We start from the raw sequence: 26,595 nt of genomic DNA, 5'->3' as shown, positions 1-26,595 counted from the left end.
ATCTGCTATGTAAAGCCCTGCGACGCGTTTAGCGACTATTCCAGTGTACGTGCCTCAGCCGCGCGAATGCTCCCGTCCTGTCAGGCATTCATCGCTTTACGTACTGTGATGCGTAAAATATTCAACGGGTAAGAAACTTCATGCCCGGCTGGCCGAATGTCCTGATGACGCAGCAACTCTTTACGTACAGTGTCCAGCGGTATATTGCTGTCGGCACTGCGCGCAGGGCAGGGCGCCAGGGTGTGATGTAATTATTTTCGTCCGGGAGACAAAATCGTATCGGCTGAAATTCTATACTCTCACTGTCAACGCCGTACTGATTTTGCATAAATCCCGGAGGAACCCTGAATGGAAACGCCTCTTTCACCCGTAAAACACTCAATACGCGCACTGATCGCGGGTGCGGTAGGCAACTTTATCGAATGGTATGAATTTGCCATCTACGGTTTCCTCGCCACAATTATTGCGCACAATTTTTTTCAGCTTCAGGGCGAGTCAGCGCTGAGTGGCCTGATCCTGACCTGGGCGTCCTTTGCCATTGCGTTCTTTTTTCGCCCCCTTGGCGCCCTGGTGTTTGGCCGACTGGGCGACCGCCTGGGCCGCAAGCCTGTCCTGATTACCGTCCTGATATTGATGACGCTGGCGACCACCGCTATCGGGTTAATTCCTACCTATGCGACGGCGGGCATTCTCGCGCCCGTGCTGCTTACGGCACTGCGTATCCTGCAAGGGCTATTTGCCGGCGGCGAATATGGCGGGGCGGTGGCGCTGATGACCGAATTTGCGCCGCGCGGTCAACGTGGACGCTATGGTGCCTGGCAGTCGCTGACCGTGGCGTTTGGCCTGTTGGCCGGCGTGGGGCTGGTGGCGCTGCTGTCCTGGCTGCTCAGCCCGCAGGCGATGCTGGCATGGGGCTGGCGCATTCCGTTTTGGCTGGCGTTACCGCTGGGCCTGGTTGCGCTATGGTTGCGTCTGGCAATCACAGAAACGCCGGACTTTGCACGCCAGCAACAGCAGCGCGTCAGGGCTGCACCGCGCCAGACGATAAAAATTATTTTCCTGGCGATCGCGCGCGTCATGCTGTGGTCCTCCGCAGGCTATACCTGTCTGGTGATCATGCCCGGCTATTTGCAGTCGGCGCTACATACCGTTATGAATCAGGCGCTGCTGATTGCCGTGATCGCTAATGTGGGCTTCGCATTGACAATTATCCCGGCGGGCATCGTCAGTGATCGCGTTGGTCGGCGTCGTGTCATGGTTAGCGCCAGCGTACTCCTGCTACTTATGGCGATGCCGCTATTGAAAATAGTGCAGGCGGATGGCGTGAGTTTGCTGCTAAAAGCGCTGGTGGTGCTGATAGCGGGTGGACTGGTTGGTTTGCTCGCCGGGCCGGGGCCTGCGATGCTGGCGGAAATGTTTCCAACAACGGTACGTTATACCGGGCTGGGTGTCGCCTATGCGTTATCCAATGCGGTGTTTTCCGGCTGTGCGGGTTTAATTATTACAGGGTTGATTAAGCAGACGGGCAATCTGGATATTCCGGCCTGGTATATGATGGCAACGGCACTGGTTTCCATCCCGGCCCTGATGACACTCAATAAAGACGACCACACGCGGGAGCTGACATAAAGGAAAAACGGGAGCAAACGCCCCCGTTTTGAACTTACTTACGACCGAGCAGGAAGCCCAGTACGACGCCCACACCGGCCGCGACCGCCAGACCCGCAAACGGGTTAGACTGCATCTGATCTTTGATGCAATCGGCGGCATCGCGTGCGGCATAGGATGCCTGGTTGGTGTAGCGGCGGGCTGCACCACGGGCGCGGTGACGCGGCGAATCGGTGACTTCACCCCATTGTTGCTCTGCGGCACCGGCGACTTCTTTTACGGCATCTTCAATTTTTCCTGACATGCTTCATCTCCTTGGTTATCACAGTCATTTAAAGCGTAGCAAACCTTCGCCACTGTGCTGCGTTTAGACGCATTAATCGTCTGTCAGAGGGGAATTGACCAGATGAAAACTCCGCCTGGTAATGGCCATCGGACTGGCGGAAGGCGCGGAGAGACGGGCATGAAGCGGACAGGGCGCGTTAACGCCACCACGCGGAGGGCCCGGCGAGGAAAATTATTACCAGCTGTTTCACCTGACGGGATGAAGTGGATGGGATCGCGTGTTGGGATACCAGCTCACCAGAAAATGCCGCAGATGGTCAAAGCACCACTCGGCATCCTCAGCCTGCTGGCAGTAATACTGAATCGTAATTTTTTCATAATGGCGCTGGCGTTGCTGTAGCGGTGACCAGCCCCAGTCAAGTACACAACGGGCAAAGTTCACCAGCGTGTCGGCTGCCAGCGCGTGCTGCTGCTCTTGTTCCTTCAGATAGTCATAAAAGGCGGCTTCTAGCTGGAGTGCCTCCTTGTGAGAACAGTGAAGGAGTTCGGGCCGAAAGGCGATATCAATGAATCCGCATACCGCGTTTTCCTGCTGCTGCCAGTCGCAGGCCAGGGTCATAAACAGGCCTTCCTGCAGATTCACCTCTTCCAGTAAACGTTGCAGGTTAGGGGAGTGACGAATCACGGCGATCTCGTCCAGCCGTTCTGTCTCCAGGGTCAGGTCGATACCGCAGGGATTAACAGAGCCATCTGCATTGCGGGTAGCAGGGAACGGGAAATCAATATAACCGTTGTTATCCAGCCGTTTTTCCATGATGAGCCTGACCTGTCGCTTGACGTTTCCTGACACTATATCACGCAGTGTCAGGATTGCCCGCTTTACGGACAGGTCCAGGTAATCATGGTGTCCTGATAGGGGTTGATCAGACGAAACTGTTTATCGGACAGGCGTTGAGCGTAGTAACCTTCAGACGTCACCGCAGAGGGGACATACTGAAAGCGATCCAGCGACTGAAGCGGCCCGCTCTGCACGTTTACGCCATCCCGACTGACGCTGAACGCGGTGACCAGATCGAATACCGTTCCCTGCGTTTGCCCCAGTGACTGACCGTAAATTGTGCTGACGTCGCCTGGACACTCCACACCTTTCGGCGAAGAGGAACAGCCTGAGAGCAGTGCCATAAAAATGAAAAATCCTGGTCGCAACATAGCCTGCTCCTGCCCCGGTCCATAGAATGAATGATCGATTTTAGCCTGAAACGCGAAAAATAACATGATCATAGCGTTTACGCGCGCCGGGTTGATTTGCCGTTTGTTCAATCGTTAAGCAGTGGGAATGTAAAAGATGACTTTCGGTGCAAATAAACGTTATTCTTGCCATCTTTGCGCGTCGCTTAAGCAAATTCAGGGATAAAAGATGAAAGAAGAAGAAGCCAGTCTAATGATTATTCGCCATGCCATCGATGCGCTGGACGCAGAGAAAAGGCAGCAGGTGATTGCCTGTGCGGCAGAAATCCGCGATGTCATGAGCAGTTTCGACAACGAACCTGCCGGTCTGGCCTTGATGCTGATCGCGGCGGAGGTTGCGGCAGAGTAAGTTTCATCCGTCGCGCCTGGTATCCGCATGCGCGAGTGTCATCCCGCTGGCGGCAGCCAGTCACGCGTCTCTTACGGCCTGATGTGCCGTTTTTTATTGCGCGGTCGCGCTCACCGCGCGATGCTTTACCCCTGCTTACAGCGTCTTAGCGCCACCTGACATGTGGCCGCCCTTATTTTCAGTGGAGGAATCAGATGAAAGCAGCCCGTCTTGCCCTGTGCCTGATCGCCGGTTTCAGCGCATCCGCATGGAGCGAAAGTGAGTTTCAGATCCAGTGTCCCGGACGTCCCGTTATGACCGTCTCGCGGGCGCAATATGGGCTCAGCACGCTCTACTGGCCGAAACAGCATTTCCAGATTGCCGCAGGCCAGCTGCAAACCCGCACGGATAACGGCGACAAGGTCGCGATTACACGCTTTCGCAACGGCGATCAGTTGATTGTGAACAAAAGCAATCTCGACACCTTCTTTGTCTACCATGACAGCGACGATCTGATCCCGTGCCGCCGTACCACGACGCGTGAGGTCGATGCGCTGAGCCTTGAGCGCTACGATGATCGCCAGCGCAACGACTCCTGACCCGCAGCGATAAGGAAGATAAATGCAGATTACCCTGACTGACACGGTGAGCAGTAAGGATCTGGATGAAATCCGGCTGGGCCTGAATGCCTGGAACAGTCAGTTTTACGATGCTGACCTGATTAAACCCCTTGGACTGTTCATCTGCGATGCGCAGGGCAGGAAACTGGCCGGATTGACCGGCACGACCACCGGCAACTGGCTACGCATTGATTTACTCTGGGTCGCACAGGCGCTGCGTGGGCAAGGCACCGGTCGCCAGTTGGTCCTGGCGGCTGAGCAGGAAGCCCGCCAGCGCGGCTGCCATTTTGCACAGGTGGATACCGGCAGCTTTCAGGCAAAGCCGTTTTACGAAAAGCTGGGTTACCGTGTCCGGTTGACGCTGGGCGAGTACATTATGCATCATCAGCGTCACTATCTGACGAAAACGCTATGCTGAGGGCAGCGCCTGCTGCCGCAAATCCAGCGGGTGCTGCTCAGCCTCATCAATCGCGGCCAGCCAGCAGGGCAGTGTAACCTTTTGCCAGGACAGATGACCACGCGTGGTGCTCATCAGCACCACATCGGGACGCAGGCTACGGTAAAGCTCCAGCGACGCCGCCAGTTCGGCAGGATTGCTGTCGGGTACCAACACCGTTACCCAGCGGTCATGATCACGCGTCAGCGTATCCCCGACAAATAAATAGGTCGGCCCCTGCGGCGAATGGTAGAGGTAGCTGCAGCTGCCGGGCGTATGGCCGGGCGTGGGCAACAGATGAAAATCACCGAAATGGGTTTCCTGCTGGGTAAAAGTATCGTCCGGCTCCACAAAGCGGCTGATTTGCCCGAGCGAGCGGCTGTGACAGTACAGCGCGCTGCTAAAACGCTTCTGGATTACCGCTGCGCCCGGTGCAGACTCATGCCAGTGAGTCAGATAATGGCGAATCACGCCGTTCTCATCGGCCAGCACTTCATGATCGAGCGGATTTTCCACCCGGCCAATCAGTAAATTACCGCGCGGATGGCGCAGTAAAAACCCATGCATCATGATATCGACGGCATCGTCTTCCGGAAACTCCGGCGTAGAGATCCACAAATCGTCATACAGCGGCTTCAATGTCGATCTCCTGCAACTCCAGTTATGTGCGCAATACGGGATGCCCGATTGCCTGTAAACTGACCTGTCCCTGATGTACCGCTAAGGTCGCCCTGGCACCCAACGGCAGGGTCACGGTGTCAGGGCCGTGACCGAAATCCAGATCGCTGATAACGGGCAGACCGCTCAGATCGCGGAGGTACTGCCAGACCGTGGCGAAGTCAAACCCGTTATCGTAGTCGGACAAGGCGGTGCTGGTGAAACTGCCGGTGATAATCGCTCGTTGCTGCGCCAGAATCCCACACTGGTGGAGCTGCAGCAGCATACGTTCAATCCGGAACGGATGCTCATTCACATCCTCAATCACCAGAATGCCGTCTGTGATGGCCGGCATCCACGGCGTACCGATAAGCGAGCTGATCATCGCCAGGTTTCCTCCCCATAACGTACCGTGCCAGGTACCGTTATCGGGCGTGTCACTTTTCCAGTTCACACTGACTGTAGGTGATGTCAGCGCCTGCCAAAAGTGCTGCAGGGTAAATTCGGATAAAACCGCAGCGCCAAAGTTGCCCGCCAGCATTGGCCCACTGAAGCTGATTATTCCGGCGTGTTGCAGTAAGGCCAGTTGAATCACGGTGAAGTCGCTGTGGCCACACAGTGCCAGCGGCTGGTCCGCTAAGCGGCGCTGTAACGCGGCATAGTTGATTGAGGGCAGCAGGCGCGTGGCACCGTAGCCGCCGCGCACTGCCAGCACAATATCAGGTAAGGTCGCCAGATCGGCCAGCGCATTGATATCGTCTAAGCGTTCCGAATCCGTACCGGCAAAACGTTGAAAACGCCGTGCGATTGCCCCCGTATTTTCAACCTGGTGCCCCGCTGCGCGCAGGCGTTCAACCCCCAGATGGGCTGCAGGCTGATTGTGGCAATAACCTGAAGGGGCGATAAGACGGATTGAACGTGACGTCATAGTAAATTCCTGAAATTAGTCAGTGACAGACGTCACGATAATGACGAAAAAGTGCCAATAAGTCATCCGACTACTGTAATTAGGATAAACGGTAATTTTGCAATTTACCCTGCCAGGTATGATAGCTTCCGCCACTTCTGCGACGAGATAAAAAATTGCTTAAAATTCGCTACTTTGTCATTTCAGCATTATTGCTGACAGGCTGTGCCAGTGAACCGCCGCATACGTATGTTAAAGAGAAGAATACACCGCTGACGCAGGCACCGCCGTCGCGTATTTCGGGCACATGGTCACTCTTTACCGAAAGCGCGGCCAGCCAGTACGGGGTGGATGAGAAACTGATTAGCGCGATTATTAATGTGGAATCCGGAGGAAATCCGGGCGTGGTCAGCCGTTCGAATGCTGTCGGGTTGATGCAAATCAAAGCGGCAACGGCCGGACGTGAAGTGTACCGTACCCAGGGGCGCCGGGGTCAACCGACCACCGCTGAGTTACGCGATCCCGCCAGGAATATTGAGATCGGCACCGCCTATATCAAAATCCTCCAGCAGTCTGCGCTGTCCGGCATCCGCGATCCACTCACGCTGCGTTATGCCACGATTGTTTCTTACGCTAACGGTGCCGGGGCATTGCTTCGCACGTTCTCGCGCGATCGTGACCGCGCGATTGCCATGATTAACGCCATGACGCCGGACGAATTCTACCAGCACGTGCAGAACAAGCATCCGGCTGCTCAGGCACCGCGTTACTTATGGAAAGTCACCACGGCCTACCGGGCTATCAGCTGAGTCGCGTTTTTTCTCCTCACCTGACAGAAGGTGAGGAGAAAACACTTAACCCACCAGCAGCCGGGCCGTCGGATAATCGACGATCAGCACATTGACATAACCGCCGCGCAGGGCTCCGCGAATCGCCTGGGCCTTCTCTTTGCCACCCGCCAGCGCCACCACCTGCGGACACTGTCTGACCTGTTCCAGCTCCATACCAATCACCGGATCTTCGTCGGCCTGCAGCACGGGCTGGCCCTGTTCGTCAAAATAATGCAGACAGATATCGCCGACCGCACCGCGCGCTGCCAGCGTGCGCAACATGGTTGCATCGTAATAGTTACCGGAGTTGCGCAACAGGGCGGACGGCTCCAGGTCGCCGATGCCGACAATCGCCAGGTCTACTTCGCCGAACTTATTCAGCACCTCGGCCACCTCCGGATTGGCCGCCAGCCGCTGACGGTCGCTCACCGAATGTTCAATCGACTGCGAAGGCAGCAGCCAGGCCGGACAGTTCAGCAGGGCGGCCAGGTTTTGCGTCAGGATAGTCGCCTGCACGTTGCCGTTCGCCCCCACGCCGCCCAGGAGCTGAATCACCCCTTTGCATGAGGCATTCAGCGGATGCAACGCATCGACCATACAGCGAATGGTGCCGCTCCAGGAAGAGATGCCGATCAGCTCATCGGGACGCAGTCGCGTCTCCAGATAGTGAGCCGCCGCCGATCCAATCGCCTGTTTAATTTCGCTGACAGAAGCCTGTTCTGCCACATCCACTACGATGGCCTGAGGTAACTGATAGGTTTGCTCGATCGCTTTTTCCAGTTCAGGAAAAACGTTGGCGGGGGGAACCACGCTAATTTTCACCACGCCTTCTTTCACACTGCGGGTCAGGATGCGTGAAACAAACGACTGGGACAGCTTAAGTAACTGCGCAATATCGGATTGCTTCCTGCCTTCGACATAGTAGAGCGTGGCAATTTTCACCATGAGCCGCTGTTCGTCCTGCTTCGCCATCTGTTTTTCCTCTCGTATTCTGCCCGCCATTGTTAACCACTGACGTGAAAAGCACAATCCAGGGCAATTTGTGATCGTTTTCGCTTTTTATCACTTCGTGCATAGACGCCGTCGTTCGTCAGGCGCATAGTAATTATGAATATAAAATCATTATTGAATATATATTCATAATTGTTAAGGCTGTTGTGTTTCTGCGCGTAATAGCAGGCGATGAAAGGGTAGGTTATTGCTGTCATCACGGCGGAAGAAGGGAGAGTTGTACCCTCTTTGAATATATATTCAAGTTCGACTTAAAATTCAAAGGTGAAATATGAATCCATTTACGCTTTCTGTGGATGCGCTCGAAAAAAAGGCCCGGGCCGTACGCCGCCGCATCATCCAGCTTAACGCGGGCAGTCCGGCAGGCGGGCATACCGGTGCCGACCTGTCACAGGTTGAGATTCTGACCGCGCTCTATTTTCGCATTCTGAATTGTGCACCGGATCGAACGGAAGACGATCAACGTGATATCTATATCCAGTCAAAAGGTCATGCTGTGGGAGGATACTATTGCGTGCTGGCGGAAGCCGGCTATTTCCCGCTGGACTGGCTGCCTACCTATCAACATGCCGATTCTGCGTTGCCGGGCCATCCTGTACGGCAGAAAACTCCGGGCGTTGAACTCAACACCGGTGCGCTGGGTCACGGATTGCCCGTGGCGGTGGGCATTGCGCTGGCGGCGAAAAAGAGCCACAGCCCGCGCCGTGTGTTTGTGGTGACCGGCGACGGTGAGCTGGCAGAAGGCAGCAACTGGGAAGCCGCGCTGGTAGCCGCGCACTATGGCCTGGATAACCTCATCATCATAAACGACAAGAACAAGCTGCAACTGGCGGGTGCAACGCGTGACATTCTCAATACCGATCCACTGGCAGAAAAATGGCGCGCCTTTGGTCTGGAGGTCAGGGAATGCAACGGCAATGACATGGCCGCAGTGGTGAATACGCTGGAAAACCTGCCTGTGAACGGTAAGCCACAGGTCATTATCGCGCACACCGAAAAGGGCTTTGGCATCTCGTTTATTCAGGGACAAGCCGAATGGCACCATCGGGTGCCGAAAGGGGACGAGATTGCGCGGGCACTGGAGGAATTAAACGATGAGTAATGCACAACACCTGGCCAACGTCATGGTCGACGCGTTAACAGATGCCGTACATCGCGGCATCGATGTGGTGCCGGTCGTGGCGGATTCGACCTCCACGGCGAAGATTGCGCCCTTTATTGACGCCTTTCCCGGTCGTCTGGTTAACGTCGGTATTGCTGAACAGGCGCTGGTCAGCACAGCCGCTGGCCTGGCGCTGGGCGGCAAAATCGCCGTGACCTGTAACGCCGCGCCCTTTCTGATTTCGCGCGCAAATGAGCAGATCAAAATCGATGTCTGCTACAACAACACTAACGTGAAGCTGTTTGGACTGAATGCCGGTGCCAGCTATGGTCCGCTTGCCAGCACCCATCACAGCATCGATGACATCGCCGTCATGCGTGGATTCGGCAATATCGAAATTTATGCGCCCGCCTGTCCAGTCGAGTGCCGCCAAATTATCGACTATGCGCTTGACCACAGGGGGCCGGTTTATATCCGGCTGGACGGCAAAGCGCTGCCGTCGTTGCACGACGAAAATTACCGCTTCCGGCCCGGTCAGATTGACCGGCTGCGAGAAGGCCACGATATTGCGCTTGTTGCCATGGGCTCGACGGTACATGAAGCCGTGACCGCCGCAGAGCAACTGGAAAAGCAGGGCGTTTCTGCCGCCGTGATTTCGGTTCCGTCCATTCGCCCCTGTAATACGCAGCAGTTGCACAATCTGCTCAGCCACTTCCGCGCCGTGATCACGGTGGAAGAGCATAACATTAATGGTGGCGTAGGCAGCCTGGTGGCGGAGGTGCTGGCGGAACACGGCTTGCCGGTTAAGCTTCTGCGGCTGGGGATTGCCAACGGCGAATATGCCATAGCCGGCGATCGGGCCGCCACGCGCGCGCACCATGGCATTGATGCCAGCAGCATCGCCGCGCAGGCGTTACGCCTCTGTGCAGGAGGCTGACGATGCGGGAGTCGGTGATTCTGGCCATTGATGAAGGCACCACCAATGCCAAAGCGGTCGCTGTCGATCGAAAGGGACGCATGGTGGCGCGCGGCAGTCAGGGTTTAACGTTACAACATCCACAACCCGGCCTGGCAGAACAGGATCCCCAGGCCATATGGTCAGCCGTCAGGCAGGCCATCACCGACTGCCTGGCGCAGTGCGACGGAGCAAGCGTGGCAGGGGTGGCTATCAGTAACCAGCGCGAATCCGTACTGATCTGGCAGCGCCGCGATGGCGTGCCGTTAACGCCGCTGGTGAGCTGGCAGGATCGCCGTTCCGAATCGTTTTGCCGGGATTTACAGCAGTCGGGCAGCGCCGCGCGCATCAGCGCTCTGACGGGCCTGGCGGTCGATCCGATGTTCCCGGCCGCCAAACTGACCGGTATGCTGGCAGCCATACCGGACGGTTTCGCCCGGGCAGCGGCGGGGGAACTGTGCATCGGCACCGTGGACAGCTGGCTGACCTGGCAACTGACGGCGGGCACGACATTTGTGACCGATCATGCCAATGCCGCGCGTACGCAGCTTTACAGCCTGCACCGCAATGACTGGGACGATGAACTGCTGTCACTGTTCAGCCTGCCGCGTGCGGCGCTGCCACAGATTACCGCGTCGGCGAGCGTGGCAGGCATGATACGCGTGAGCGATATACCGGGACTCGCACCCGGCACACCGATCCTGGCGCGCATCGGCGATTCTCATGCCGCGCTTTATGCTCAGCGACGCGGCACGGCGGAAGTGGTCAAAGCCACTTACGGCACCGGATCATCGCTGATGATGTCGATGGCCACGCCGCTGCTGACCGATAACGGGCTCAGCACCACCGTTGCCTGGCACGACGGCCAGGCGCGCTTTGCCTTTGAAGGTAATATCACGCACACCGGGTCCGGGGCCGCCTGGCTGGGGACGATGCTGGGCATTCACGATCCCCGGCAACTTACGGCACTGGCTGAAGGCTGTGATGATAATCAGGGCTGCTATTTTGTTCCGGCGCTGTCGGGGCTGGGGGCACCGTGGTGGGATCTCAAGGCCAGAGGCCTGATCTGCGGCCTGACCGATGCGGCCACGCCCGCCGTACTGGCGCGGGTGGCGCTGGAGTCCATCTGCTGGCAGATTGCTGACGTGTTTTTTGCCATGGAAGAGGCCTGCGGCACAGCGCTTCCGGCCTTGTGCGTTGACGGCAGCGCCACGCAAAACCCCTGGCTAATGCAGTTTCAGGCCGACGTATTGCAACGTCCGCTGCACTGCGCGCCGACCGCCGAAGCCTCTGCGCTGGGGGCGGCACTGCTGGCAGGAAAAGGGCTGGGATGGTGGCAGCAGGGCGACGATATGCTGGCCTTGCAGGGCGGGCCGATCATCATGCCGCGCACCCACCTGGCGCAGCACATGCAGGATAACTATCAGGGCTGGAAAAACGCGGTGACCCGCTGTCGCTATCAGCCACAATGAACGGAAAATGAGGGCCAGACTGTAACAGCCAGCCCTCAGTACAGCGAGGTTAACGACTGACGCGTTGCGGGACAGTCTCTTCATCGTCCGGCACCGGTTTAAGATCGACCGGCGGTAAACTTCCGCCGCTGAATTCGACCTGACGGATCGGAAAGGCAAAGCGAATATTGCGTTCTTCCAGCGCCGCCATCAGTTGCAGGTTAATCTCCTGCTGAATATCCATATAGACGTTGTAGTCGGCGCTCAGCACAAAGTAGACCACTTCAAAGGTCAGCTTCGAGTCATCGAATGCCAGAAAATGGGCGCGGTCAAAGCGCGTCATTTCAATACCCTGAATGATGGTTTTCACCAGTTCGCTGATTTCTCGCACCTGCTCAGACGGCGTGGCGTAGCTGATACCGAATGTAAACACCAGACGACGTTGCTGCATCCGCTTGTAGTTATGAATCGTCTGCTGCAACAAAATGGTATTGGAACAGACGATCTGCTCACCGCTCAGGCTACGCAGCCGCGTGGTTTTCAGGCCTATATGCTCAATAGTGCCGGCAATATCGCCAAATACGATAAAATCGCCGTGCTCAAAAGGCTTATCAAAGCCAATCGCCAGGGAAGCAAACACATCACTCAGGACGGTCTGAATCGCCAGGGCGATGGCAATACCGCCCACGCCCAGGCTGGCTACCAGCGCCGTGATGTCGATGCCCATATTCGACAGAATCGCCAGCAGCATCATGACCCACACCACGACCCGCAACAGAATCCCCAGAATGACGGTGGTCACCGGATTGCGCACGTGAAGCGGATCGCGCAGCAGGCTTTTTAACCACAGGCGAATGCCGCAGTCGATCCACAACGCCAGTTGCACAATCAGCGCCAGGAACCAGCTGTGAGAAACCGTCGAGCGCCACGAGTCAGGCAAATCGATGAAACGCAGGGCAATCAGCAGCGAAAAAATCAGCAGCAGCAGGTGGCTGGTGCTGCGCAGTATTTCCACCAGGATGCCGGTAAAGCGAACGTGGCGGTCTTCGCTGAAGTGCGCAATGCGGTTGGACACGAAACTGATCAGGCTGCGCAGCAACCAGTAAATAACGAGGGTGGCAACGATGACGATGGCGCTGTTGATCCACAGCGTTTGATTAAAAAGAATGGACTGAAAATGACGCAAACTGAGCCAGTTTTCCATTGGGGAGTGTCTCCTTGCTGGTTCCGGTTAAACGAGAAAGCAAGGAAAGCATAGCCTGGATGCGCCGCGGATGTGCGGCGCGGAAAAAGAGCGGAGGTTACTGGAAGCGTTGCGCTTTGTCGCGCGCCAGCCGCTCCAGGCTAAAAATCACCTGCTGCAACTGCCGTTCCTGATGGGGTTCGAGTGCCGTAAAACGGAAGCTCAGCCGCGGTGTAACTTTGGTTTCATTTTTACTGGTAATCATGCTGCGTTCACCAATATGCATTAACGTCGCATTGACGTTGAACTGGCCGTATTCACCCAGTTCCACCTGCAGATTTTTAAAATCGTCGCCGCTTTTCAGGCCGTCCGGCATCGCGTCGTCCACCAGCACGCCGATACCGCCTAACGATAAATCCTGTAATCGCAGTCGGGCAGCCGAGCCGTCAGGCCATGTGCAGTGACACCAGAACTGCGGGTCCATCGGTGCGCTGATGCGGAAGAATTCACGCCGCTGAATTTGCCACAACACCTCCGGTAACGTTGCCTGAAATGCAGGCAGGCCGTCGAATTCCGTTTTCTCCAACCCAGGTAAGGCAAATTCAACCTTCGCGCCCTGGGTTTCGGCAAACACGGTAATATCGTTGCACTGCAGTGCGTAGTCGTTATCCAGATTATTACTGCCCAGATCAAAAACAATGCGGTTTTCATCCGCCGCGAGCATACGGCTGATAAACTGCCCACGTGAGAAATTCACCAGCAAAGGTGTTTGCGCCTGAAGCAGGTCTTTCATGACGCCCAGAACCGCCAGCGTGCCACGTTTCAGATAATGTTCTTTATCGGCTTCTTTCATTTGCTGGCTCCCGATGAGCAACGCTTTATCATTTATATTTATCCTGTTACTACCCGTTCGTTATCGGCTGACAATAATAAAGCTTTAACACAATAACCACTATCATAACCTTAACGCGCAGCATTTTTAAAAATTGCGACTATACTAAGCGCGTGAACCGCTTGATTAATCAGGCGATCGCCATTGACTAACCAAAAGGAAGGAGTAACAGATGGGTATTATTTCATGGATCATCTTTGGTTTAATCGCTGGTATCCTGGCGAAGTGGATCATGCCAGGCAAAGATGGTGGTGGATTCATCATTACTATTATTCTGGGTATCGTGGGTGCCGTTGTCGGTGGGTGGATCAGTACCTTCTTCGGCTTTGGCCGTGTGGACGGGTTCAACTTCGGTAGCTTTGTCGTCGCGGTCATCGGCGCGCTGGTTGTGCTGTTTATCTACCGCAAAGTACGCAGTTAACGTACGCAGATAACCAAAAAAGGCCCGCTCGCAGCGGGCCTTTTTTATGTTAACGCGATCTCTCGCCTGTTCGCTTTATTTCGCGCTGCTTTGCGCCTCGGGAATATCGTGGGCGCTGTTACAGGTTTTATCTTTCGGACAATATTTATCCAGCAATTTTAACGTGACGCCGTTCGTCCAGCCAAAACCGTCCTGAAGCGGATATTCACCACCGCCGCCGCCGCCAAGATTGTTGCCTTCGACCACGTATTTTTCGACCAGCTTATGCTCTTTATCGTACGTCAGCTGAACGTTACGCAGGAAACGCAGGCCCACCTGCTTCGCCAGTTGCGGCTTTTTATAGTGCTCCAGCCCTTCAACGGCCACCCACTGCAGCGGTGCCCAGCCGTTGGGAGCGTCCCATTGCTGGCCGTTGTTCACTGTGGTGGTCACCAGACCGCCCGGTTTCAGCAGCTGTTTTTCCACCGCGCTGGCGGTGCTGTCAGCCTGTTTGTCACTGGCAATCTGCATATAGAGCGGAAACAGCGTAGCAGCCGTTAGCTGCGGATGAATCTTACGCGTTTTCCAGTCGTAGTCGGCGTACCAGCCCTGTTTGCTGTCCCAAAGATAGCGGTTAATCGCCGCCTGACGTTTTTCAGCCCGATCGGCAAAGGCTTTAGCCTGCGCATCCTGTTTATTCAGGCGATACGCCGTCGAGAGCGTTTTTTCCAGATGGAACATCAGGCTGTTGAGATCGACCGGGGCCAGTTGCGTGGTGCGGATGGTCGAAAGGTTATGCGCATCGGTAAACCAGCGTGAGCTGAAATCCCAGCCCGATGCCGCACCGGCGCGCAGATCGCGATACATCTCTGCTTTGTTGCGCTGTGGCGCTTTGTTTGCCGTTGCAATGTCGTCCATCCATGATTCGGTACGCGGCACGTCGCGTGCGTCCCAGTAGCGGTTCAGCACTGTCCCGTCGGCCAGTTTGACCACCCGCTTGCTGGCATTACCTGCGGCGACGCTGTCGCTGTCCGCCATCCAGTAATCGTACTCTTTTTGTAACTGCGGCAAATAACGCACATAGACGTTATCGCCTTCATGCGTCGCCAGCAGATCTACCATCAGGCTAAAGAATGGCGGCTGTGAGCGACTCAGATAGTAAGTGCGGTTGCCGTTGGGAATGTGGCCATAGCGATCCAGCAGCGAGGCGAAGTTGTCCACCATATCCTGCACTTTATCCCAGTGGCCGCTTTCCGCCAGGCCGAGCATGGTAAAGTAGCTGTCCCAGTAGTAAACCTCACGGAAACGCCCGCCTGGCACCACATAGGGTTTGGGCAACGGCAGCAACGAGTCATATTTTCCTGTGTTACTTGTCGTCCGCGTTAACACCGGCCACAGGCCGTTAATATGGTCACGAAGGTTCTGGCCCGCAGGCGGCACATATTTGTCACTGTCGGTGGGCAGGGTGAAATTCGCGGCGACGAAGCGCTTTAAATCAAAACCGCGCTGATTCTTCTGCATCTGCCAGTCGGCCAGAATGGAGGACGGATCATATTTAGGCACGGCATCTGCAAACGTCTTTTGGTCAGGGTAAAATTTTGCCTGTTGTACGGCATTGAACAACGGTCCTAAACGGACATCGGGCGGCTGGGGTTGACTGGTCAGTAATCGAGAATCCTCGGCTGCCCAGGTGCTGAAAACGGTCGCACTTAACAACACGCCAAGCAAAACGGGCGCATGACGTTGAGACCGTTTAGTCGTTGTTACCTCAGTGTTTCTCATCGGTGTTTCTCCTTGTCCGAAATGTGATCATGTGTCACGCATTGACCACTCTCCAACTTTAGACCTTAACCGCAATTTTCACCCTTTCGTCCGGCGGAAATGTGAAGCGGCGTAACTTATTGATGATCATAGCCTGCGAAATTTTGTGCTTTTTTTTCAGGCTCCGCTTGCCCTGAGACCACTTTTCCCCGAGGCTGAGAAAAAAAGAGGATCACTATGGACATCATCTGGTTTCATCCATCGCAACCTGCTGACGACTGGATCAGCGGGTTACAGCAGCGCTTACCCCATGCACGTGTCCGTCACTGGACGACCGACGATACGTCTCCGGCAGATTATGCGCTGGTCCGTTCGCCGCCGCCGGCCATGCTGCGGGGCCGCAACGATCTGAAAGGGGTATTTGCGTTGGGGGCGGGCGTCGACGAAATTTTGCGTCAGCTGCAGCAAAACCCGGACATGCTGGCAGACAGTGTTCCCCTTTATCGTCTGGAAGACACGGGCATGGCGCAACAGATGCAGGAGTACGCGGTCTGTCGGGTGCTGGGCTGGTTTCGTCGCTTTGATGATTACCAACAGCAGCAGCAGTCGGCCCAGTGGCAACCGCTGCGGTCGTATTCGCGTGACCAGTTTCATATCGGGATTTTAGGCGCGGGCGTGCTGGGGCAACAGGTGGCGAAAAGCCTGACGGCCTGGGGATTCCCGGTGCGCGTCTGGAGCCGTTCAGCCAAGCAGATTGCCGGTGTGACCAGCTTCGCCGGGCGCGACGCGCTGGACGATTTCCTGCGTGACACTCAGGTACTGATCAATCTGCTGCCCAGCACCGCAGAAACGCGCAATCTGATTGATCAGAAACTGTTAGCCCGGTTGCCGCAGGGCGCGTTTTTCCTTAACCTCGCTCGTGGGGATCAGGTCGTGGAAGCCTATTTGCTCACCGCCCTGGATAGCGGGCAAATAAAGGGCGCCGCACTGGATGTTTTCCAGGTCGAGCCACTGCCTGCCGATCATCCGTTGTGGTTCCATCCGCGCGTCACAATTACTCCGCATAATGCGGCGGTCACCCTGAAAGAGGAAGCGATGGACTACATTGCCCGCGCGATTACTCAACTTGAAGCAGGTGAAAACCCACAGGGCTACGTCGATCGCCAACGTGGCTATTAACGATTCGGGCCGTAACCGGCCCCTACAGGAGCAGACAATGTATCCCGTCGATCTTCACATGCACACGGTTGCCAGCACCCATGCCTACAGCACGCTACATGATTATGTCGCGCAGGCTAAACTGAACGGCCTGAAACTGTTTGCCATCACCGATCACGGCCCGGATATGGCCGATGCACCGCACTACTGGCACTTTGTGAATATGCGTATCTGGCCCCGCATCATTGACGGTGTGGCGATCCTGCGCGGCATCGAGGCCAACATCAAAAACCAGCAGGGCGAAATCGACTGTTCCGGCCCGATGCTGGAATCGCTGGATCTGATTGTGGCGGGCTTCCACGAACCCGTCTATGCACCACGCGACCTTACTCAGAATACCGAGGCGATGATTGCCGCCATGGCGGGAGGGTTAGTGCACATCATTAGCCATCCCGGCAACCCGAAATACCCCGTTGATATCCCGGCGATTACCGAAGCGGCCGCACACTACGATGTGGCGCTGGAGCTGAACAATTCCTCCTTTACCCATTCGCGTCCGGGCAGCGAACCGAACTGCCGGGCGATTGCCGAAGCCGTCGGCAAGGCGGGTGGACGCCTGGCCTTCGGCTCTGATTCCCATACGGCGTTTACCCTGGGCAATTTTGAGCACTGCCTGCGTATCGCCAGAGAAGTGGATTTTCCGGAGGATCGCGTGTTAAATGTCACGCCGCGTCGCCTGCTCGATTTTCTGGCACTGCGCACGGGCAAGACGATTCCCGAGCTGGCGGACTTTTAATTTTTCTCCTTCAAGGGATTGCTGGAAATTACTTCACTAAAAGATATTAGCGGCGCGAGATTAACTGACTTACAGGCTGGTCTTTTTTTAGATGCCTGCCATCTGGCGTTACTAAGTTTAGAGCCAGCCTGTGACAGATAAATAAGAGGTAGGAAAAGCATTTTGAACAAACAATGCATGATTATTATCGCGCTTGATAGTTCTGGTGACGCGGTTACCGGTTAGTCGACTCGTGGCCCCGTCGAAATTCCCAGGCGGCGATATACACCTGTTTGAAAACAGTCTTGTATCTCAGATAAGATTAAGCATTGCTCACCTTAAGGATGAAGACATGGACGCATCGAACATCGCACATGGCATATGGGACAGCATCAAGGGAATTCCTCAGAGCGCCTACTACGGAGCTAAACGCACTTACACCAGTACTGGTGCATTGGGTTATGATCGGCAGCTCAGAAATGAGCGGGAAAACGAGCGGTTCTATCAGGTCGTCAAATCACTTGCGAGCAATGAAGAACCTTTACGTCGTCTCGTCACCACTGTCATTACGGAGTTTTACAACAAACTTGATGAGCAGGGGAAAGAGAAAGTTCAAAATCAGGTAGCCTATGGTGCTGGACGTATCGGTGGACGAATTGGCGGTCAAGTGGTCGTGTCTCAGTCGATCGCAATGTTAATCATTAAAAATGCTCGCAGTAGCTACGCATACAAAGCACTGTTCCGCTTCAGTACTTCATTTGCTGTCAGTACTGCCTTGTGGCAAGGACTTATAGAAGAAGCAGCCCTTGCCAGCAGGCGTATGGCAAATCATTACAGTTCGACGTATTGGAAGGTACAGCCGCAAGGGCTTGATATGATTTACTTCGTAGTTGAAGATCAATTGAAACCCTACCTGGACTTTATCAGCAGCCATCCACAGACATGTAAAAGGATTAACGATGAAATCTGTAAATTTGCTGGCTAAGCTCTCGGCACATCTTCTTGAAGGAACAATTACAGTGATAATGAGTTTTCTTGCTCTTGCTTCGCTGTACGTCTTCGATAGCTGGCCATTGAAACTCTGCGGCTTCGTCGGATGTTTCCTCGTAGGTTATGGTGCTGCTTACTGGCTTGGTAAAGTCAGGGGAGAGCACAAGGAATGAATTAACGCTTTTTATCTTTAGCTCTGACATTGATAAATAATTATGCTGATCCAGCTTACTATTTTGATGTTGGCGAAAACGTAGCAAAAAGAAGGGGATTCTATTTTTTAATAATAGTAGTGATTCTTTTACAGAGTTAGTTCCAATGATCGTTGTTTCAGCAGTGTTAACCGAGCGATGAGCTTCTTTATCTCTCTAGAACTATGTTTCTATGTCGAGAAAAATTAAACCTGAAATTTATATGATGAAATAAATTTAATTTCTGAAGTCGTCTTTTTCTGCTCCTGAAGCCCAAGGTCCAATAACAGCATAAATAGCGATAGCATTGAAAATATCTATCTTACGCCTTTGCTATTGATCTTATTCCCATTTTTTAGTCCATCAGCCTAAACCTAACAGGGTGAGGATTAAAGATTCGACACCAAATATAAAGCTTCTTTATAAATTGATGAAAAGCATTAAGAATGCATTGGTTACTAGAAAAAAAGGGGGTAAAAATTAAAATGAACATTAACTCCGGTCCTTAATAGAATATTTCTACTTTATGGAATTTTTTATGTGAATCTTTATGTCCTGTTAAAGTTACTATATACACTAGCTCATCGGTTTACTTTAAGTTAATCTCAACCTCTTCAAGTTCGTGTTGATCCATAGTTCCTGTTAAAAGAATGTTGAGATTTATGTATTGGAATAATTTATGCGTGAAAGTAAGTTAAAATCATTAATTATATATTTTTATTGTCTGAGAATGATCATCACATGCTCTGATATATTAATCTTTCTTGTGCGTTTTAACAAAAAAATCGATCATTCTATAATGAGTTTTAGATAACAAGAAAATTTTAAAGTTAATAGGGAGTAAGAGGGTGTCTCTTGTTTAAAAAATTTTGAAATAGAGCTTTATCATTATATTCTGTATAGGATTTCCTCTTGGCACCCGAAATATCCTGTTAATATCACGGCGATTGCCGAAGCCGTCGGCAAGGCGGGTGGACGCCTGGCCTTCGGCTCTGATTCCCATACGGCATTTACCCTGGGCAATTTTGAGCACTGCCTGCGTATCGCCAGAGAAGTGGATTTTCCGGAGGATCGCGTGTTAAATGTCACGCCGCGTCGCCTGCTCGATTTTCTGGCACTGCGCACGGGCAAGACGATCCCCGAGCTGGCGGACTTTTAATTTTTCTCCTTCAAGGAATTCTGACTCATGAATGAGTTTTCCATTCTGTGCCGCATTATCGGCTCGCTGTTTAACCGCCATCCGCAGGATCCCCTGCTGGCACCGCTGTTTACGCTGATTCGCGAAGGCAAACTGGCGGCGCAGTGGCCGCTGGAGCAGGATGCGCTGTTGAAACGGTTACAGCAGAGCAGCGATCCGCAGGCACTGACTGCCGACTATGAGGCGCTGTTTGTTGGCGAATCATGTAACGTTTCGCCCTTTGCCTCACACTGGCCGGAAGGAAAGCCGGAGTCCGAGATCCGCGCCTTTTTAACCTCGCGCGGTATGCCGCTGGGTGAAGCACCGACGGACCATTTTGGCGCGCTGTTGCTGGCGGCGTCATGGCTGGAAGATCAGTCTGCGGCAGACGAAAGCGCCGCTCAACTGGCGCTGTTTGATACCTTTCTGATGCCGTGGTGCGGCGCGTTCCTGGGCAAAGTCGAGGCGCATGCCACTACCGCCTTTTACCGCACCCTGGCCGAGTTGAGCCGTGAAGCGATTCAGGCCATGTACGATGAGCTGGTGGAAAGCGCCAGCGAGCAGGGCGACGACGCCTGATTTACCACGTCGCCGGATGGCTGCCGGGTGGGCAGCCGGGCGTGGCACACTTCAGGGCGGTGCCGGGCAGCCATGCGGCGGAATGCAGACGCACGCCGATTCCCCACGGTGTAAGTTCCAGGCTGGGCTGATTGTCGCTGTGCTGCGGGATGATCCCCGAATGGGCCATGTCGCTGGCGTAACGGTGCTGCTCCAGCAGCCAGGCGGTGCGCGCCAGCGACAGGCGCGCCTGGCTTCCGCTGCTTTCATGAAGGCGCTGACGCAGACCGGCCAGCACGGCCGCCGCTATCAGGTAACCCGTGGCATGATCCAGCGCCTGAACCGGCAGAGGCACCGGTGCAGTATGTTGCTTCCAGCGCATGCCCTGTTCGGCAATACCGCAACCCATCTGCACCAGACTGTCGAAACCGCGCCGGTTGCGCCAGGGGCCCTGCCAGCCCCAGGCATTCAGGCCCACGTCCACCAGACCGGGACACAGACTTTGCAGCGATTCCGCATCAAATCCCAGCTTTTCCAGCGCATCGGCACGGTAACCGTGCACAAGCACATCGGCCTGTTTCAGCAACCAGATAAACTGCGCACGGTCAGCGGGCTGTTTCAGGTCCAGCACGGCGCGGCGCTTGCCGCAGGCGAGCTCCTCATCCGCGCCCGGCTCCTGCCAGCCGGGTGGATCGATACGCAACACATTTGCCCCCAGGCCGGCGAGAAAGCGCGTGGCCACCGGGCCCGCGATGATGCGCGTCAGATCCAGCACCCTGATGCCCAGTAACGGACGCGCGTCGGGCAGCGCCCAGTCGACCGCAGGGCCTTCGGTCATGGTCTGCCGGGCAAACAACGGTTCATGTATGACGGCCAGTCCCTGCGGATGCTGTCGCCAGGCTTCAGCACTGCGCATTTCGGCAGCGCAACCGCCAGCGTCAATCACGGCCTGCTCCAGCTCGGAGGCCTGCCACTGCGCCACTTCCCGCGCCAGCGCATCCCGATCCGGATGCTGACCCAGCACGCTCTCCATCGCCAGGCGATGGTGGGGCGCATTGGTATGCAGACGGATCCAGCCGTTGCGGCAGGCGTAATCGCCCGCGAAGGCATCCCACAGTGCGGGTGCAGGGCGGTTAAGCGGCATAAAACTGTGCTGGAACCAGCGTGAGGCAAGGCGGACATTGATCTGTGCACGGACAGGACGATTGAGTAACTCAGCGATGCCCTGCGTCGCTAATCCCAGACTGGTGGCCGCCAGTTCACTGACGGCATAGGCGGAGGAAAAGGCCGCGTGATCGGTGAAAACGGGCAGCGCGTGTGGCGCAGGGTTGCCATGCAATCCTTGCCACATCTGCTGCCAGAGTGCGTTGGCCAGATGATTCATGCTACAGGCTCCTGAAGCGGACGATTCCTGAAGCATAGCATGTGCCTTTAACGACGTCGTAAGCGCGGAAACCGGGCGTGCATGCGCAGATTACGCAGGTTGATTACCGCAATGGTAGTGCCGAGGATCACCAGCGAGGCACCAATAATTTTGAAACTGTTCAGGCTGTCGCCCAGCACCACAATGCCCATGATCACTGCCAGCACCGGTGTCAGCAGGGAGTAGGGCATAATCAGGTTAACGTTGTATTTCTTCAGCAGTGAATACCACAAGGTATAGGCGACTACCGAAGAGGCAATCGCACTGTAGAGAATGGCAAACCAGCCGCGCCAGCCCGCATGTTGCAGGGCATAAAGCTGATGTGATTCGGACATATAGCTGGCCGCGCCGACAATGGGCAACGCCAGAAACGCGATCCAGCCCGTCATGGTCAGCGGCTTAATCGGGGGCGATTTTTTCACAATCAGATTGCTCACCGCCCAGCCCGTGGCGCTGCACAGCAGGATACAGAGCACCCACCAGGCGGGGATCGTCGGGCTGCCGGACAGCACCACTACACCGCTCAGCGAAATCATAATGCCGATAAGCTGGATAAGCCGCAGCTTCTCTTTCAGGAATACCATCGCCAGCAGCATCGCAATCGGCGTGCCCAGTTGCACCACAATCGCTCCTGTTCCGGCATCGGTGTAACGCATGCCGAGAAACAGCAGCGAGAAGTGCATAAAGCCAAACGTAAAGGCCAGCAGTAACAGCCAGGGAAACTGTTGACGGTTAATCCGGCAAAACGGTACCAGGACAATCGCCACGACGAAAAACCGCATCCAGGTCAGGAACAGGGGCGGTAAATCCACTAAGCCCCATTTCACCGCCACGTTATTAAAGGCCCAGATGGACACGACCATCAGAACCGTAAAGAAATGCCGCACTGCCACAATGTCATCCTTTGAAAAAACACGTTACCCGATAATCATGGCATGAACCCGCGCGGTTAAGACAATGATTAACGTTTTTTTTATTTAGTTAACTCTAAAAATTCATAAGACTTTTACAACAGTTGCTGTCAGACTGATTTTCCGAAACGTTAACGCCTGTGAGGATCCGATTCGGTATGACTTATGCACCTGCCTTGCCGCTTGCCCTGATTCAGTTAGATGTTCCTCCTGCCAGTGTGGTCGAAAAAATCGGTGAACAACCGGTCTGGTTTATTGATGCTCTGAATTTACAGCCTGAAGATTACCTTATCGTCCGTCCGCATCTGGGTGAGCCGTTGCCACAGTTTACTGAAATCTCCGGCGCGGTATTAAGCGGTTCGTGGGCAATGGTGACTGACCATGAGGAGTGGAGCGAACGCACCGCCGCCTGGGTTCGCGCGGGGATGGACGCGCAGTTGCCACTACTGGGCGTGTGCTACGGCCATCAGCTCATGGCGTATGCGCTGGGAGGTAAAGTCGCGGACAACCCTCATGGCTGGGAACGGGGATTACTGGCGCTGAACACGACGACCGCGGCGAAGCACGATCCCCTGCTTGCGACCCTGCCGGATCACTTCGAGGCCTGGCTTTCTCATCGTCAGTCGGTGGTGATACCGCCGCCGCAGTCGACGATCCTGGCACAGTCAGAAAAAGATCCCTGCCAGGTATTGCGTTATTCGCCGAATGCGCTGTCCATGCAGTTCCATCCCGAATTTGATCGCCAGATTATGGATGCCTGTCTGCCCGACGATGTAGACAGCGATGGCGCCGAACTGCAGGGGGCGGACTGGGCACGCAGCATTTTAACCCATTTCTGGCTGCAAACGCGCCCGGCGGTCGACAGCGCTCAGGGCGCATAGTGACGGGTGCAGCGGTAAACCCAGGCGGGCGGCACGTTTTTTAAAACCCGCTGACGTTCCCAGGTAAAGTAACGGGACAAATCGGGCTGGGTCAGGGATGTGTACTGAAACTGTACAAAGACGCCGTTTGGGCCCAGCGCGTGGAAAACCGCCTGCAAAATCGCCTCGCGCAGTTCCGGCGACAGCGACAGAAGCGGAAGGCCAGAAAAAATAGCGTCATAGCTGCCGTTCAGGTACTCCGCCGAACAGGTGCGTACCGTCATGCGTTCATCATCCAGCGCGTTAAGCTTTTGTGCCAGCGCGCTGCTGATTTCAAATACGTCCAGTGTGGCCTCAGGTGCCATCTTTGCCAGCAGGCGACGCGTCAGCACACCATCACCTGCGCCTAACTCAGCGATCCGGAATTGATGACGCCAGTCGACCGCTTCCACCATGGTGCGACACAGCGCTTCGGAAGACGGGGTGATGCTGCCCATCTTGCGCGGATTGCGGATGAACTGGTGGACGAAATCTGCTTTTGCGCGCATTAACGTGAAAGCCGAAGCCAACATGCTGACCTACCTCCAGAGTGAACATATCCTCATATTGACCTCATTCGCGCCGAAAGTTTCCAGTTAACAGACGAAGCGGTAAAAAGTCGGAATTATCTGTAGTGGCTCTGGCGGGTATTTCCTTCGCCGCGGTCACAGTTTAGGGACAACAAACCTGTCAGGCTGGCGCTGATCGAATATGTTAACAACAAGTTTCATAGTTGTTTCACATCACACAGCGTAAGGAGATCCAGCATGCGTTATGCCGCTCCAGGAGAACAGGGTTCTCTCATCACTTTGCAGAAGCACTACGGCAATTTCATCAACGGCGAGTTCGTCGCCCCGGTAAACGGTAACTATTTTACCAATATGTCCCCCGTTAACGGCTCAGCCGCGGGCGAGTTTCCCCGATCGGACAAGGCCGATGTCGATAAGGCCGTGGCGGCCGCCGCCGCCGCCGCTGACGCATGGGGCAAAACCTCACCTCAGCAACGTGCGCTGGTACTGTTAAAAATTGCTGACCGCCTGGAAGAAAATCTGGAATACATGGCGGTCAATGAAACATGGGATAACGGTAAGCCGGTGCGGGAAACGCTGGCTGCGGATATGCCGCTGGCGGTGGATCATTTCCGTTATTTCGCCGGTTGCGTCAGGGCGCAGGAGGGCAGCGCAGCTGAAATCGACGAGTTTACCGCCGCCTATCACTTCCACGAGCCACTGGGCGTGGTGGCGCAGATTATTCCGTGGAACTTCCCGCTGTTGATGGCGGCCTGGAAGCTGGCACCGGCACTGGGTGCGGGCAACTGCGTGGTGCTTAAACCGGCAGAACAAACGCCGCTGTCGATCACGCTGTTTGTTGAACTGATTCAAGATCTGCTGCCGCCCGGTGTGGTGAACGTGGTTCACGGCTACGGAAAAGAAGCCGGTGAGGCGCTGGCCTCGCATCCCGGTATTGCCAAGGTGGCCTTTACCGGATCGACGGCGACGGGCGGACACATTCTGGAGCTGGCGGCGAAAAGCCTGATCCCGTCCACCGTTGAGCTGGGCGGTAAATCACCCAACATCTTCTTCGAAGACATTATGCAGGCCGAAGAGAGCTTCATTGAAAAAGCGGCAGAGGGCGTAGTGCTGGGCTTCCTGAATCAGGGCGAAGTCTGTACCTGCCCGTCGCGCGCGCTGGTGCAGGAATCCATCTATGAGCCCTTTATGGCGGCGGTGCTTAAACGTATCAAAACCATCAGACGCGGCGATCCGCTGGATACGGAGACCATGGTCGGTGCTCAGGCGTCACAGCAGCAGTTCGACAAGATACTCTCGTATCTGGAGATTGCCCGTCAGGAAGGGGCCGAAATCCTCACCGGCGGCGGCGTTGAAAAGCTCGATGATGCGCTCGCCAGCGGCTACTACATCCAGCCGACGCTGCTGAAAGGCAACAACAGCATGCGCGTCTTCCAGGAGGAGATCTTTGGACCGGTCGTCGGCATCACTACCTTTAAAGACGAGGCAGAAGCCATCGCCATCGCCAATGATTCCATCTATGGGCTGGGCGCGGGCGTCTGGACGCGGGATATCAACCGCGCCTATCGGGTGGGCCGTGCGATCAAAGCCGGTCGCGTCTGGACTAACTGTTACCATCTCTATCCTGCCCATGCCGCCTTTGGCGGGTACAAAAAATCGGGCATTGGTCGTGAAACCCACAAGATGATGCTTGATCACTATCAGCAGACTAAAAACCTGCTGGTGAGTTACAGCATTCAGCCACTTGGCTTCTTCTGACCTGGTGCGGCGTGCCCTGTGCACGCCGCATTTTCCTCTGATTGTTGTCATATAAGCGTAATCTGCTTGTGACAGGGTGATTAGCGGCTATTATCGATTCTTCGCAGTGATCATTTCGTGCCTGTGTTGACTGGATTACCTGCTTCACTATGGATAACTGAACAGAGACGATTTATGCAAAATGCTTACGACTATCTGAACCTGATGGATGAGGTGCTCGACGGACCGGAAGAGAGCATCATCATCGTTAACCTGCCTGAACGGCACAGCGCTTACCCGTCTTGTGCGCAACAACCTGATGCGCCTTTCTCCGCACGCGCACCCCAACAGGCCGCCAGACCGCGTCGGGACGGCGTGTTCTGACAGGACGTTCACGTCGGGTCACGCAGGTTATGTCGGCCAGACGCCGCACTCGTCCGACTTATCTGCGCCCTGGTCAGGCGGTCAGGACACCACCGTCATGCTGGCCGCATAACCTGATCGCCCGTCATACAGTCAATTCAACTTATGCCTGCTCAGTCACCCGCCTGCGCCGGTGCACTCACTGGCCT

At 55.2% G+C, this 26,595-nt stretch carries 29 protein-coding genes and 1 pseudogene; 18 read left to right on the top strand and 12 right to left on the bottom strand.

Annotation, left to right across the window (positions count from 1 at the left end; all coding sequences use genetic code 11):
- Positions 1-348: 348 nt before the first annotated feature.
- A complete protein-coding gene (locus C1N58_RS10000) occupies positions 349-1,629 on the top strand; it encodes an MFS transporter (RefSeq protein ID WP_394549663.1) in 1,281 nt (426 codons plus the stop codon).
- 34 nt (positions 1,630-1,663) lie between these two features.
- On the opposite strand, the gene C1N58_RS09995 is transcribed toward C1N58_RS10000, so the two are convergent.
- The 3 genes from C1N58_RS09995 to C1N58_RS09985 form a co-directional block, all read right to left on the bottom strand.
- Positions 1,664-1,912 carry a glycine zipper domain-containing protein gene (locus C1N58_RS09995; protein WP_006119721.1) on the bottom strand — a complete coding sequence of 83 codons (249 nt, stop codon included), beginning with the start codon at positions 1,910-1,912 and terminating at the stop codon, positions 1,664-1,666.
- Positions 1,913-2,140: 228 nt separating this feature from the next.
- Positions 2,141-2,707, bottom strand: coding sequence for a hypothetical protein (locus C1N58_RS09990; RefSeq protein WP_054634149.1), 567 nt, complete (start codon positions 2,705-2,707; stop codon positions 2,141-2,143).
- A gap of 65 nt (positions 2,708-2,772) precedes the next feature.
- Entirely contained in the window at positions 2,773-3,102 is a 330-nt protein-coding gene (locus C1N58_RS09985) for a hypothetical protein (RefSeq protein ID WP_033737760.1), read from the bottom strand.
- A 208-nt stretch (positions 3,103-3,310) separates the two neighbouring features.
- Between C1N58_RS09985 and C1N58_RS09980 the strand changes: the two genes are divergently transcribed.
- From C1N58_RS09980 to C1N58_RS09970, 3 genes are all read left to right on the top strand, one after another.
- On the top strand, positions 3,311-3,490 hold the full coding sequence (locus tag C1N58_RS09980; protein WP_394564852.1) for a hypothetical protein: 180 nt from the start codon (positions 3,311-3,313) through the stop codon (positions 3,488-3,490).
- A gap of 194 nt (positions 3,491-3,684) precedes the next feature.
- A complete protein-coding gene (locus C1N58_RS09975; RefSeq protein WP_033737521.1) occupies positions 3,685-4,068 on the top strand; it encodes a hypothetical protein in 384 nt (127 codons plus the stop codon).
- A 22-nt stretch (positions 4,069-4,090) separates the two neighbouring features.
- A complete protein-coding gene (locus C1N58_RS09970; protein WP_283787189.1) occupies positions 4,091-4,507 on the top strand; it encodes a GNAT family N-acetyltransferase in 417 nt (138 codons plus the stop codon).
- Here C1N58_RS09970 and C1N58_RS09965 read toward each other — a convergent pair.
- Positions 4,499-5,164 (bottom strand): MBL fold metallo-hydrolase, encoded by a 666-nt coding sequence (locus C1N58_RS09965; RefSeq protein WP_033737520.1) that lies wholly within the window; start codon positions 5,162-5,164, stop codon positions 4,499-4,501. The genes C1N58_RS09970 and C1N58_RS09965 overlap by 9 nt on opposite strands.
- Positions 5,165-5,186: 22 nt before the next feature.
- Positions 5,187-6,110 carry a muramoyltetrapeptide carboxypeptidase gene (gene ldcA / locus C1N58_RS09960; protein ID WP_394564851.1) on the bottom strand — a complete coding sequence of 308 codons (924 nt, stop codon included), beginning with the start codon at positions 6,108-6,110 and terminating at the stop codon, positions 5,187-5,189.
- Between the two features lie 155 nt (positions 6,111-6,265).
- On the opposite strand from ldcA, the gene emtA reads away from it, so the two are divergent.
- Positions 6,266-6,898 carry a membrane-bound lytic murein transglycosylase EmtA gene (emtA, locus tag C1N58_RS09955; protein WP_006119712.1) on the top strand — a complete coding sequence of 211 codons (633 nt, stop codon included), beginning with the start codon at positions 6,266-6,268 and terminating at the stop codon, positions 6,896-6,898.
- A 45-nt stretch (positions 6,899-6,943) separates the two neighbouring features.
- On the opposite strand, the gene C1N58_RS09950 is transcribed toward emtA, so the two are convergent.
- Positions 6,944-7,891, bottom strand: coding sequence for a sugar-binding transcriptional regulator (locus C1N58_RS09950; RefSeq protein ID WP_033737518.1), 948 nt, complete (start codon positions 7,889-7,891; stop codon positions 6,944-6,946).
- A 310-nt stretch (positions 7,892-8,201) separates the two neighbouring features.
- Here C1N58_RS09950 and C1N58_RS09945 point away from each other — a divergent pair, with 310 nt between their 5' ends.
- The 3 genes from C1N58_RS09945 to C1N58_RS09935 are packed head-to-tail and all read left to right on the top strand — an operon-like array spanning position 8,202 to position 11,459.
- The gene (locus C1N58_RS09945) at positions 8,202-9,032 is read left to right on the top strand and encodes a transketolase (RefSeq protein WP_006119710.1); all 831 of its coding nucleotides are present in this window, start codon (positions 8,202-8,204) and stop codon (positions 9,030-9,032) included.
- Positions 9,025-9,969, top strand: coding sequence for a transketolase family protein (locus C1N58_RS09940; RefSeq protein WP_054634146.1), 945 nt, complete (start codon positions 9,025-9,027; stop codon positions 9,967-9,969). The genes C1N58_RS09945 and C1N58_RS09940 overlap by 8 nt, the downstream gene beginning before the upstream one ends.
- Positions 9,970-9,971: 2 nt before the next feature.
- A complete protein-coding gene (locus C1N58_RS09935; RefSeq protein WP_283787185.1) occupies positions 9,972-11,459 on the top strand; it encodes an FGGY family carbohydrate kinase in 1,488 nt (495 codons plus the stop codon).
- A gap of 49 nt (positions 11,460-11,508) precedes the next feature.
- Here the strand turns inward: C1N58_RS09935 and C1N58_RS09930 are convergent, their stop codons facing one another.
- Both C1N58_RS09930 and C1N58_RS09925 read right to left on the bottom strand, forming a co-directional pair.
- A complete protein-coding gene (locus tag C1N58_RS09930) occupies positions 11,509-12,642 on the bottom strand; it encodes a mechanosensitive ion channel family protein (RefSeq protein ID WP_033737515.1) in 1,134 nt (377 codons plus the stop codon).
- Between the two features lie 97 nt (positions 12,643-12,739).
- Positions 12,740-13,474 (bottom strand): flagellar brake protein, encoded by a 735-nt coding sequence (locus C1N58_RS09925; RefSeq protein ID WP_006119706.1) that lies wholly within the window; start codon positions 13,472-13,474, stop codon positions 12,740-12,742.
- A 211-nt stretch (positions 13,475-13,685) separates the two neighbouring features.
- On the opposite strand from C1N58_RS09925, the gene C1N58_RS09920 reads away from it, so the two are divergent.
- Positions 13,686-13,934, top strand: coding sequence for a GlsB/YeaQ/YmgE family stress response membrane protein (locus tag C1N58_RS09920; RefSeq protein WP_033737514.1), 249 nt, complete (start codon positions 13,686-13,688; stop codon positions 13,932-13,934).
- Positions 13,935-14,009: 75 nt separating this feature from the next.
- On the opposite strand, the gene treA is transcribed toward C1N58_RS09920, so the two are convergent.
- Positions 14,010-15,695, bottom strand: coding sequence for an alpha,alpha-trehalase TreA (gene treA / locus C1N58_RS09915; protein ID WP_283787179.1), 1,686 nt, complete (start codon positions 15,693-15,695; stop codon positions 14,010-14,012).
- A gap of 216 nt (positions 15,696-15,911) precedes the next feature.
- On the opposite strand from treA, the gene ghrA reads away from it, so the two are divergent.
- From ghrA to C1N58_RS09885, 6 genes and pseudogenes are all read left to right on the top strand, one after another.
- Positions 15,912-16,853 carry a glyoxylate/hydroxypyruvate reductase GhrA gene (ghrA, locus tag C1N58_RS09910; protein ID WP_394564850.1) on the top strand — a complete coding sequence of 314 codons (942 nt, stop codon included), beginning with the start codon at positions 15,912-15,914 and terminating at the stop codon, positions 16,851-16,853.
- Positions 16,854-16,890: 37 nt separating this feature from the next.
- Positions 16,891-17,628 carry a phosphatase gene (locus tag C1N58_RS09905; protein WP_006119703.1) on the top strand — a complete coding sequence of 246 codons (738 nt, stop codon included), beginning with the start codon at positions 16,891-16,893 and terminating at the stop codon, positions 17,626-17,628.
- Between the two features lie 331 nt (positions 17,629-17,959).
- Positions 17,960-18,592, top strand: coding sequence for a hypothetical protein (locus C1N58_RS09900; RefSeq protein WP_394564849.1), 633 nt, complete (start codon positions 17,960-17,962; stop codon positions 18,590-18,592).
- On the top strand, positions 18,567-18,770 hold the full coding sequence (locus C1N58_RS09895; RefSeq protein ID WP_133745140.1) for a hypothetical protein: 204 nt from the start codon (positions 18,567-18,569) through the stop codon (positions 18,768-18,770). The genes C1N58_RS09900 and C1N58_RS09895 overlap by 26 nt, the downstream gene beginning before the upstream one ends.
- 952 nt (positions 18,771-19,722) lie before the next feature.
- Positions 19,723-19,947: pseudogene (locus tag C1N58_RS09890) on the top strand (phosphatase); the annotation flags it as partial.
- Positions 19,948-19,974: 27 nt separating this feature from the next.
- Entirely contained in the window at positions 19,975-20,544 is a 570-nt protein-coding gene (locus C1N58_RS09885) for a TorD/DmsD family molecular chaperone (protein WP_006119701.1), read from the top strand.
- 1 nt (position 20,545) lies between these two features.
- Here C1N58_RS09885 and C1N58_RS09880 read toward each other — a convergent pair whose 3' ends face one another.
- Together C1N58_RS09880 and C1N58_RS09875 are read right to left on the bottom strand one after the other, a co-directional pair.
- A complete protein-coding gene (locus tag C1N58_RS09880) occupies positions 20,546-21,907 on the bottom strand; it encodes a CoA transferase (protein ID WP_394564848.1) in 1,362 nt (453 codons plus the stop codon).
- A 47-nt stretch (positions 21,908-21,954) separates the two neighbouring features.
- Positions 21,955-22,839 carry a DMT family transporter gene (locus tag C1N58_RS09875; protein WP_006119699.1) on the bottom strand — a complete coding sequence of 295 codons (885 nt, stop codon included), beginning with the start codon at positions 22,837-22,839 and terminating at the stop codon, positions 21,955-21,957.
- Between the two features lie 176 nt (positions 22,840-23,015).
- Between C1N58_RS09875 and C1N58_RS09870 the strand changes: the two genes are divergently transcribed.
- Positions 23,016-23,738 carry a glutamine amidotransferase gene (locus tag C1N58_RS09870; RefSeq protein WP_058701362.1) on the top strand — a complete coding sequence of 241 codons (723 nt, stop codon included), beginning with the start codon at positions 23,016-23,018 and terminating at the stop codon, positions 23,736-23,738.
- Here C1N58_RS09870 and C1N58_RS09865 read toward each other — a convergent pair.
- On the bottom strand, positions 23,726-24,289 hold the full coding sequence (locus C1N58_RS09865) for a class I SAM-dependent methyltransferase (protein WP_039340985.1): 564 nt from the start codon (positions 24,287-24,289) through the stop codon (positions 23,726-23,728). The genes C1N58_RS09870 and C1N58_RS09865 overlap by 13 nt on opposite strands.
- Positions 24,290-24,523: 234 nt before the next feature.
- On the opposite strand from C1N58_RS09865, the gene C1N58_RS09860 reads away from it, so the two are divergent.
- Together C1N58_RS09860 and C1N58_RS09855 are read left to right on the top strand one after the other, a co-directional pair.
- Positions 24,524-26,044, top strand: coding sequence for an acetaldehyde dehydrogenase ExaC (locus C1N58_RS09860; protein ID WP_054634141.1), 1,521 nt, complete (start codon positions 24,524-24,526; stop codon positions 26,042-26,044).
- Positions 26,045-26,218: 174 nt separating this feature from the next.
- Positions 26,219-26,407 carry a hypothetical protein gene (locus tag C1N58_RS09855; protein WP_039340978.1) on the top strand — a complete coding sequence of 63 codons (189 nt, stop codon included), beginning with the start codon at positions 26,219-26,221 and terminating at the stop codon, positions 26,405-26,407.
- Positions 26,408-26,595: the final 188 nt, after the last annotated feature.

It is taken from the genome of Pantoea sp. SGAir0180, assembly GCF_043546245.1.
This window is presented reverse-complemented; position numbering and strand designations above follow the sequence as displayed.

Coding starts and splice junctions, on each gene's coding strand:
- C1N58_RS09925 (WP_006119706.1), bottom strand. CDS start 13,474: ATGAAAGAAGCCGATAAAGAACATTATCTGAAACGTGGCACGCTGGCG.
- C1N58_RS09945 (WP_006119710.1), top strand. CDS start 8,202: ATGAATCCATTTACGCTTTCTGTGGATGCGCTCGAAAAAAAGGCCCGG.
- C1N58_RS09950 (WP_033737518.1), bottom strand. CDS start 7,891: ATGGCGAAGCAGGACGAACAGCGGCTCATGGTGAAAATTGCCACGCTC.
- ldcA (WP_394564851.1), bottom strand. CDS start 6,110: ATGACGTCACGTTCAATCCGTCTTATCGCCCCTTCAGGTTATTGCCAC.
- C1N58_RS09995 (WP_006119721.1), bottom strand. CDS start 1,912: ATGTCAGGAAAAATTGAAGATGCCGTAAAAGAAGTCGCCGGTGCCGCA.
- C1N58_RS09970 (WP_283787189.1), top strand. CDS start 4,091: ATGCAGATTACCCTGACTGACACGGTGAGCAGTAAGGATCTGGATGAA.
- treA (WP_283787179.1), bottom strand. CDS start 15,695: ATGAGAAACACTGAGGTAACAACGACTAAACGGTCTCAACGTCATGCG.
- C1N58_RS09940 (WP_054634146.1), top strand. CDS start 9,025: ATGAGTAATGCACAACACCTGGCCAACGTCATGGTCGACGCGTTAACA.
- C1N58_RS09980 (WP_394564852.1), top strand. CDS start 3,311: ATGAAAGAAGAAGAAGCCAGTCTAATGATTATTCGCCATGCCATCGAT.
- C1N58_RS09975 (WP_033737521.1), top strand. CDS start 3,685: ATGAAAGCAGCCCGTCTTGCCCTGTGCCTGATCGCCGGTTTCAGCGCA.
- C1N58_RS10000 (WP_394549663.1), top strand. CDS start 349: ATGGAAACGCCTCTTTCACCCGTAAAACACTCAATACGCGCACTGATC.
- C1N58_RS09860 (WP_054634141.1), top strand. CDS start 24,524: ATGCGTTATGCCGCTCCAGGAGAACAGGGTTCTCTCATCACTTTGCAG.
- C1N58_RS09900 (WP_394564849.1), top strand. CDS start 17,960: ATGGACGCATCGAACATCGCACATGGCATATGGGACAGCATCAAGGGA.
- ghrA (WP_394564850.1), top strand. CDS start 15,912: ATGGACATCATCTGGTTTCATCCATCGCAACCTGCTGACGACTGGATC.
- C1N58_RS09865 (WP_039340985.1), bottom strand. CDS start 24,289: ATGTTGGCTTCGGCTTTCACGTTAATGCGCGCAAAAGCAGATTTCGTC.
- C1N58_RS09855 (WP_039340978.1), top strand. CDS start 26,219: ATGCAAAATGCTTACGACTATCTGAACCTGATGGATGAGGTGCTCGAC.
- C1N58_RS09985 (WP_033737760.1), bottom strand. CDS start 3,102: ATGTTGCGACCAGGATTTTTCATTTTTATGGCACTGCTCTCAGGCTGT.
- C1N58_RS09870 (WP_058701362.1), top strand. CDS start 23,016: ATGACTTATGCACCTGCCTTGCCGCTTGCCCTGATTCAGTTAGATGTT.
- C1N58_RS09990 (WP_054634149.1), bottom strand. CDS start 2,707: ATGGAAAAACGGCTGGATAACAACGGTTATATTGATTTCCCGTTCCCT.
- C1N58_RS09880 (WP_394564848.1), bottom strand. CDS start 21,907: ATGAATCATCTGGCCAACGCACTCTGGCAGCAGATGTGGCAAGGATTG.
- C1N58_RS09930 (WP_033737515.1), bottom strand. CDS start 12,642: ATGGAAAACTGGCTCAGTTTGCGTCATTTTCAGTCCATTCTTTTTAAT.
- C1N58_RS09935 (WP_283787185.1), top strand. CDS start 9,972: ATGCGGGAGTCGGTGATTCTGGCCATTGATGAAGGCACCACCAATGCC.
- C1N58_RS09885 (WP_006119701.1), top strand. CDS start 19,975: ATGAATGAGTTTTCCATTCTGTGCCGCATTATCGGCTCGCTGTTTAAC.
- C1N58_RS09905 (WP_006119703.1), top strand. CDS start 16,891: ATGTATCCCGTCGATCTTCACATGCACACGGTTGCCAGCACCCATGCC.
- C1N58_RS09920 (WP_033737514.1), top strand. CDS start 13,686: ATGGGTATTATTTCATGGATCATCTTTGGTTTAATCGCTGGTATCCTG.
- C1N58_RS09895 (WP_133745140.1), top strand. CDS start 18,567: ATGAAATCTGTAAATTTGCTGGCTAAGCTCTCGGCACATCTTCTTGAA.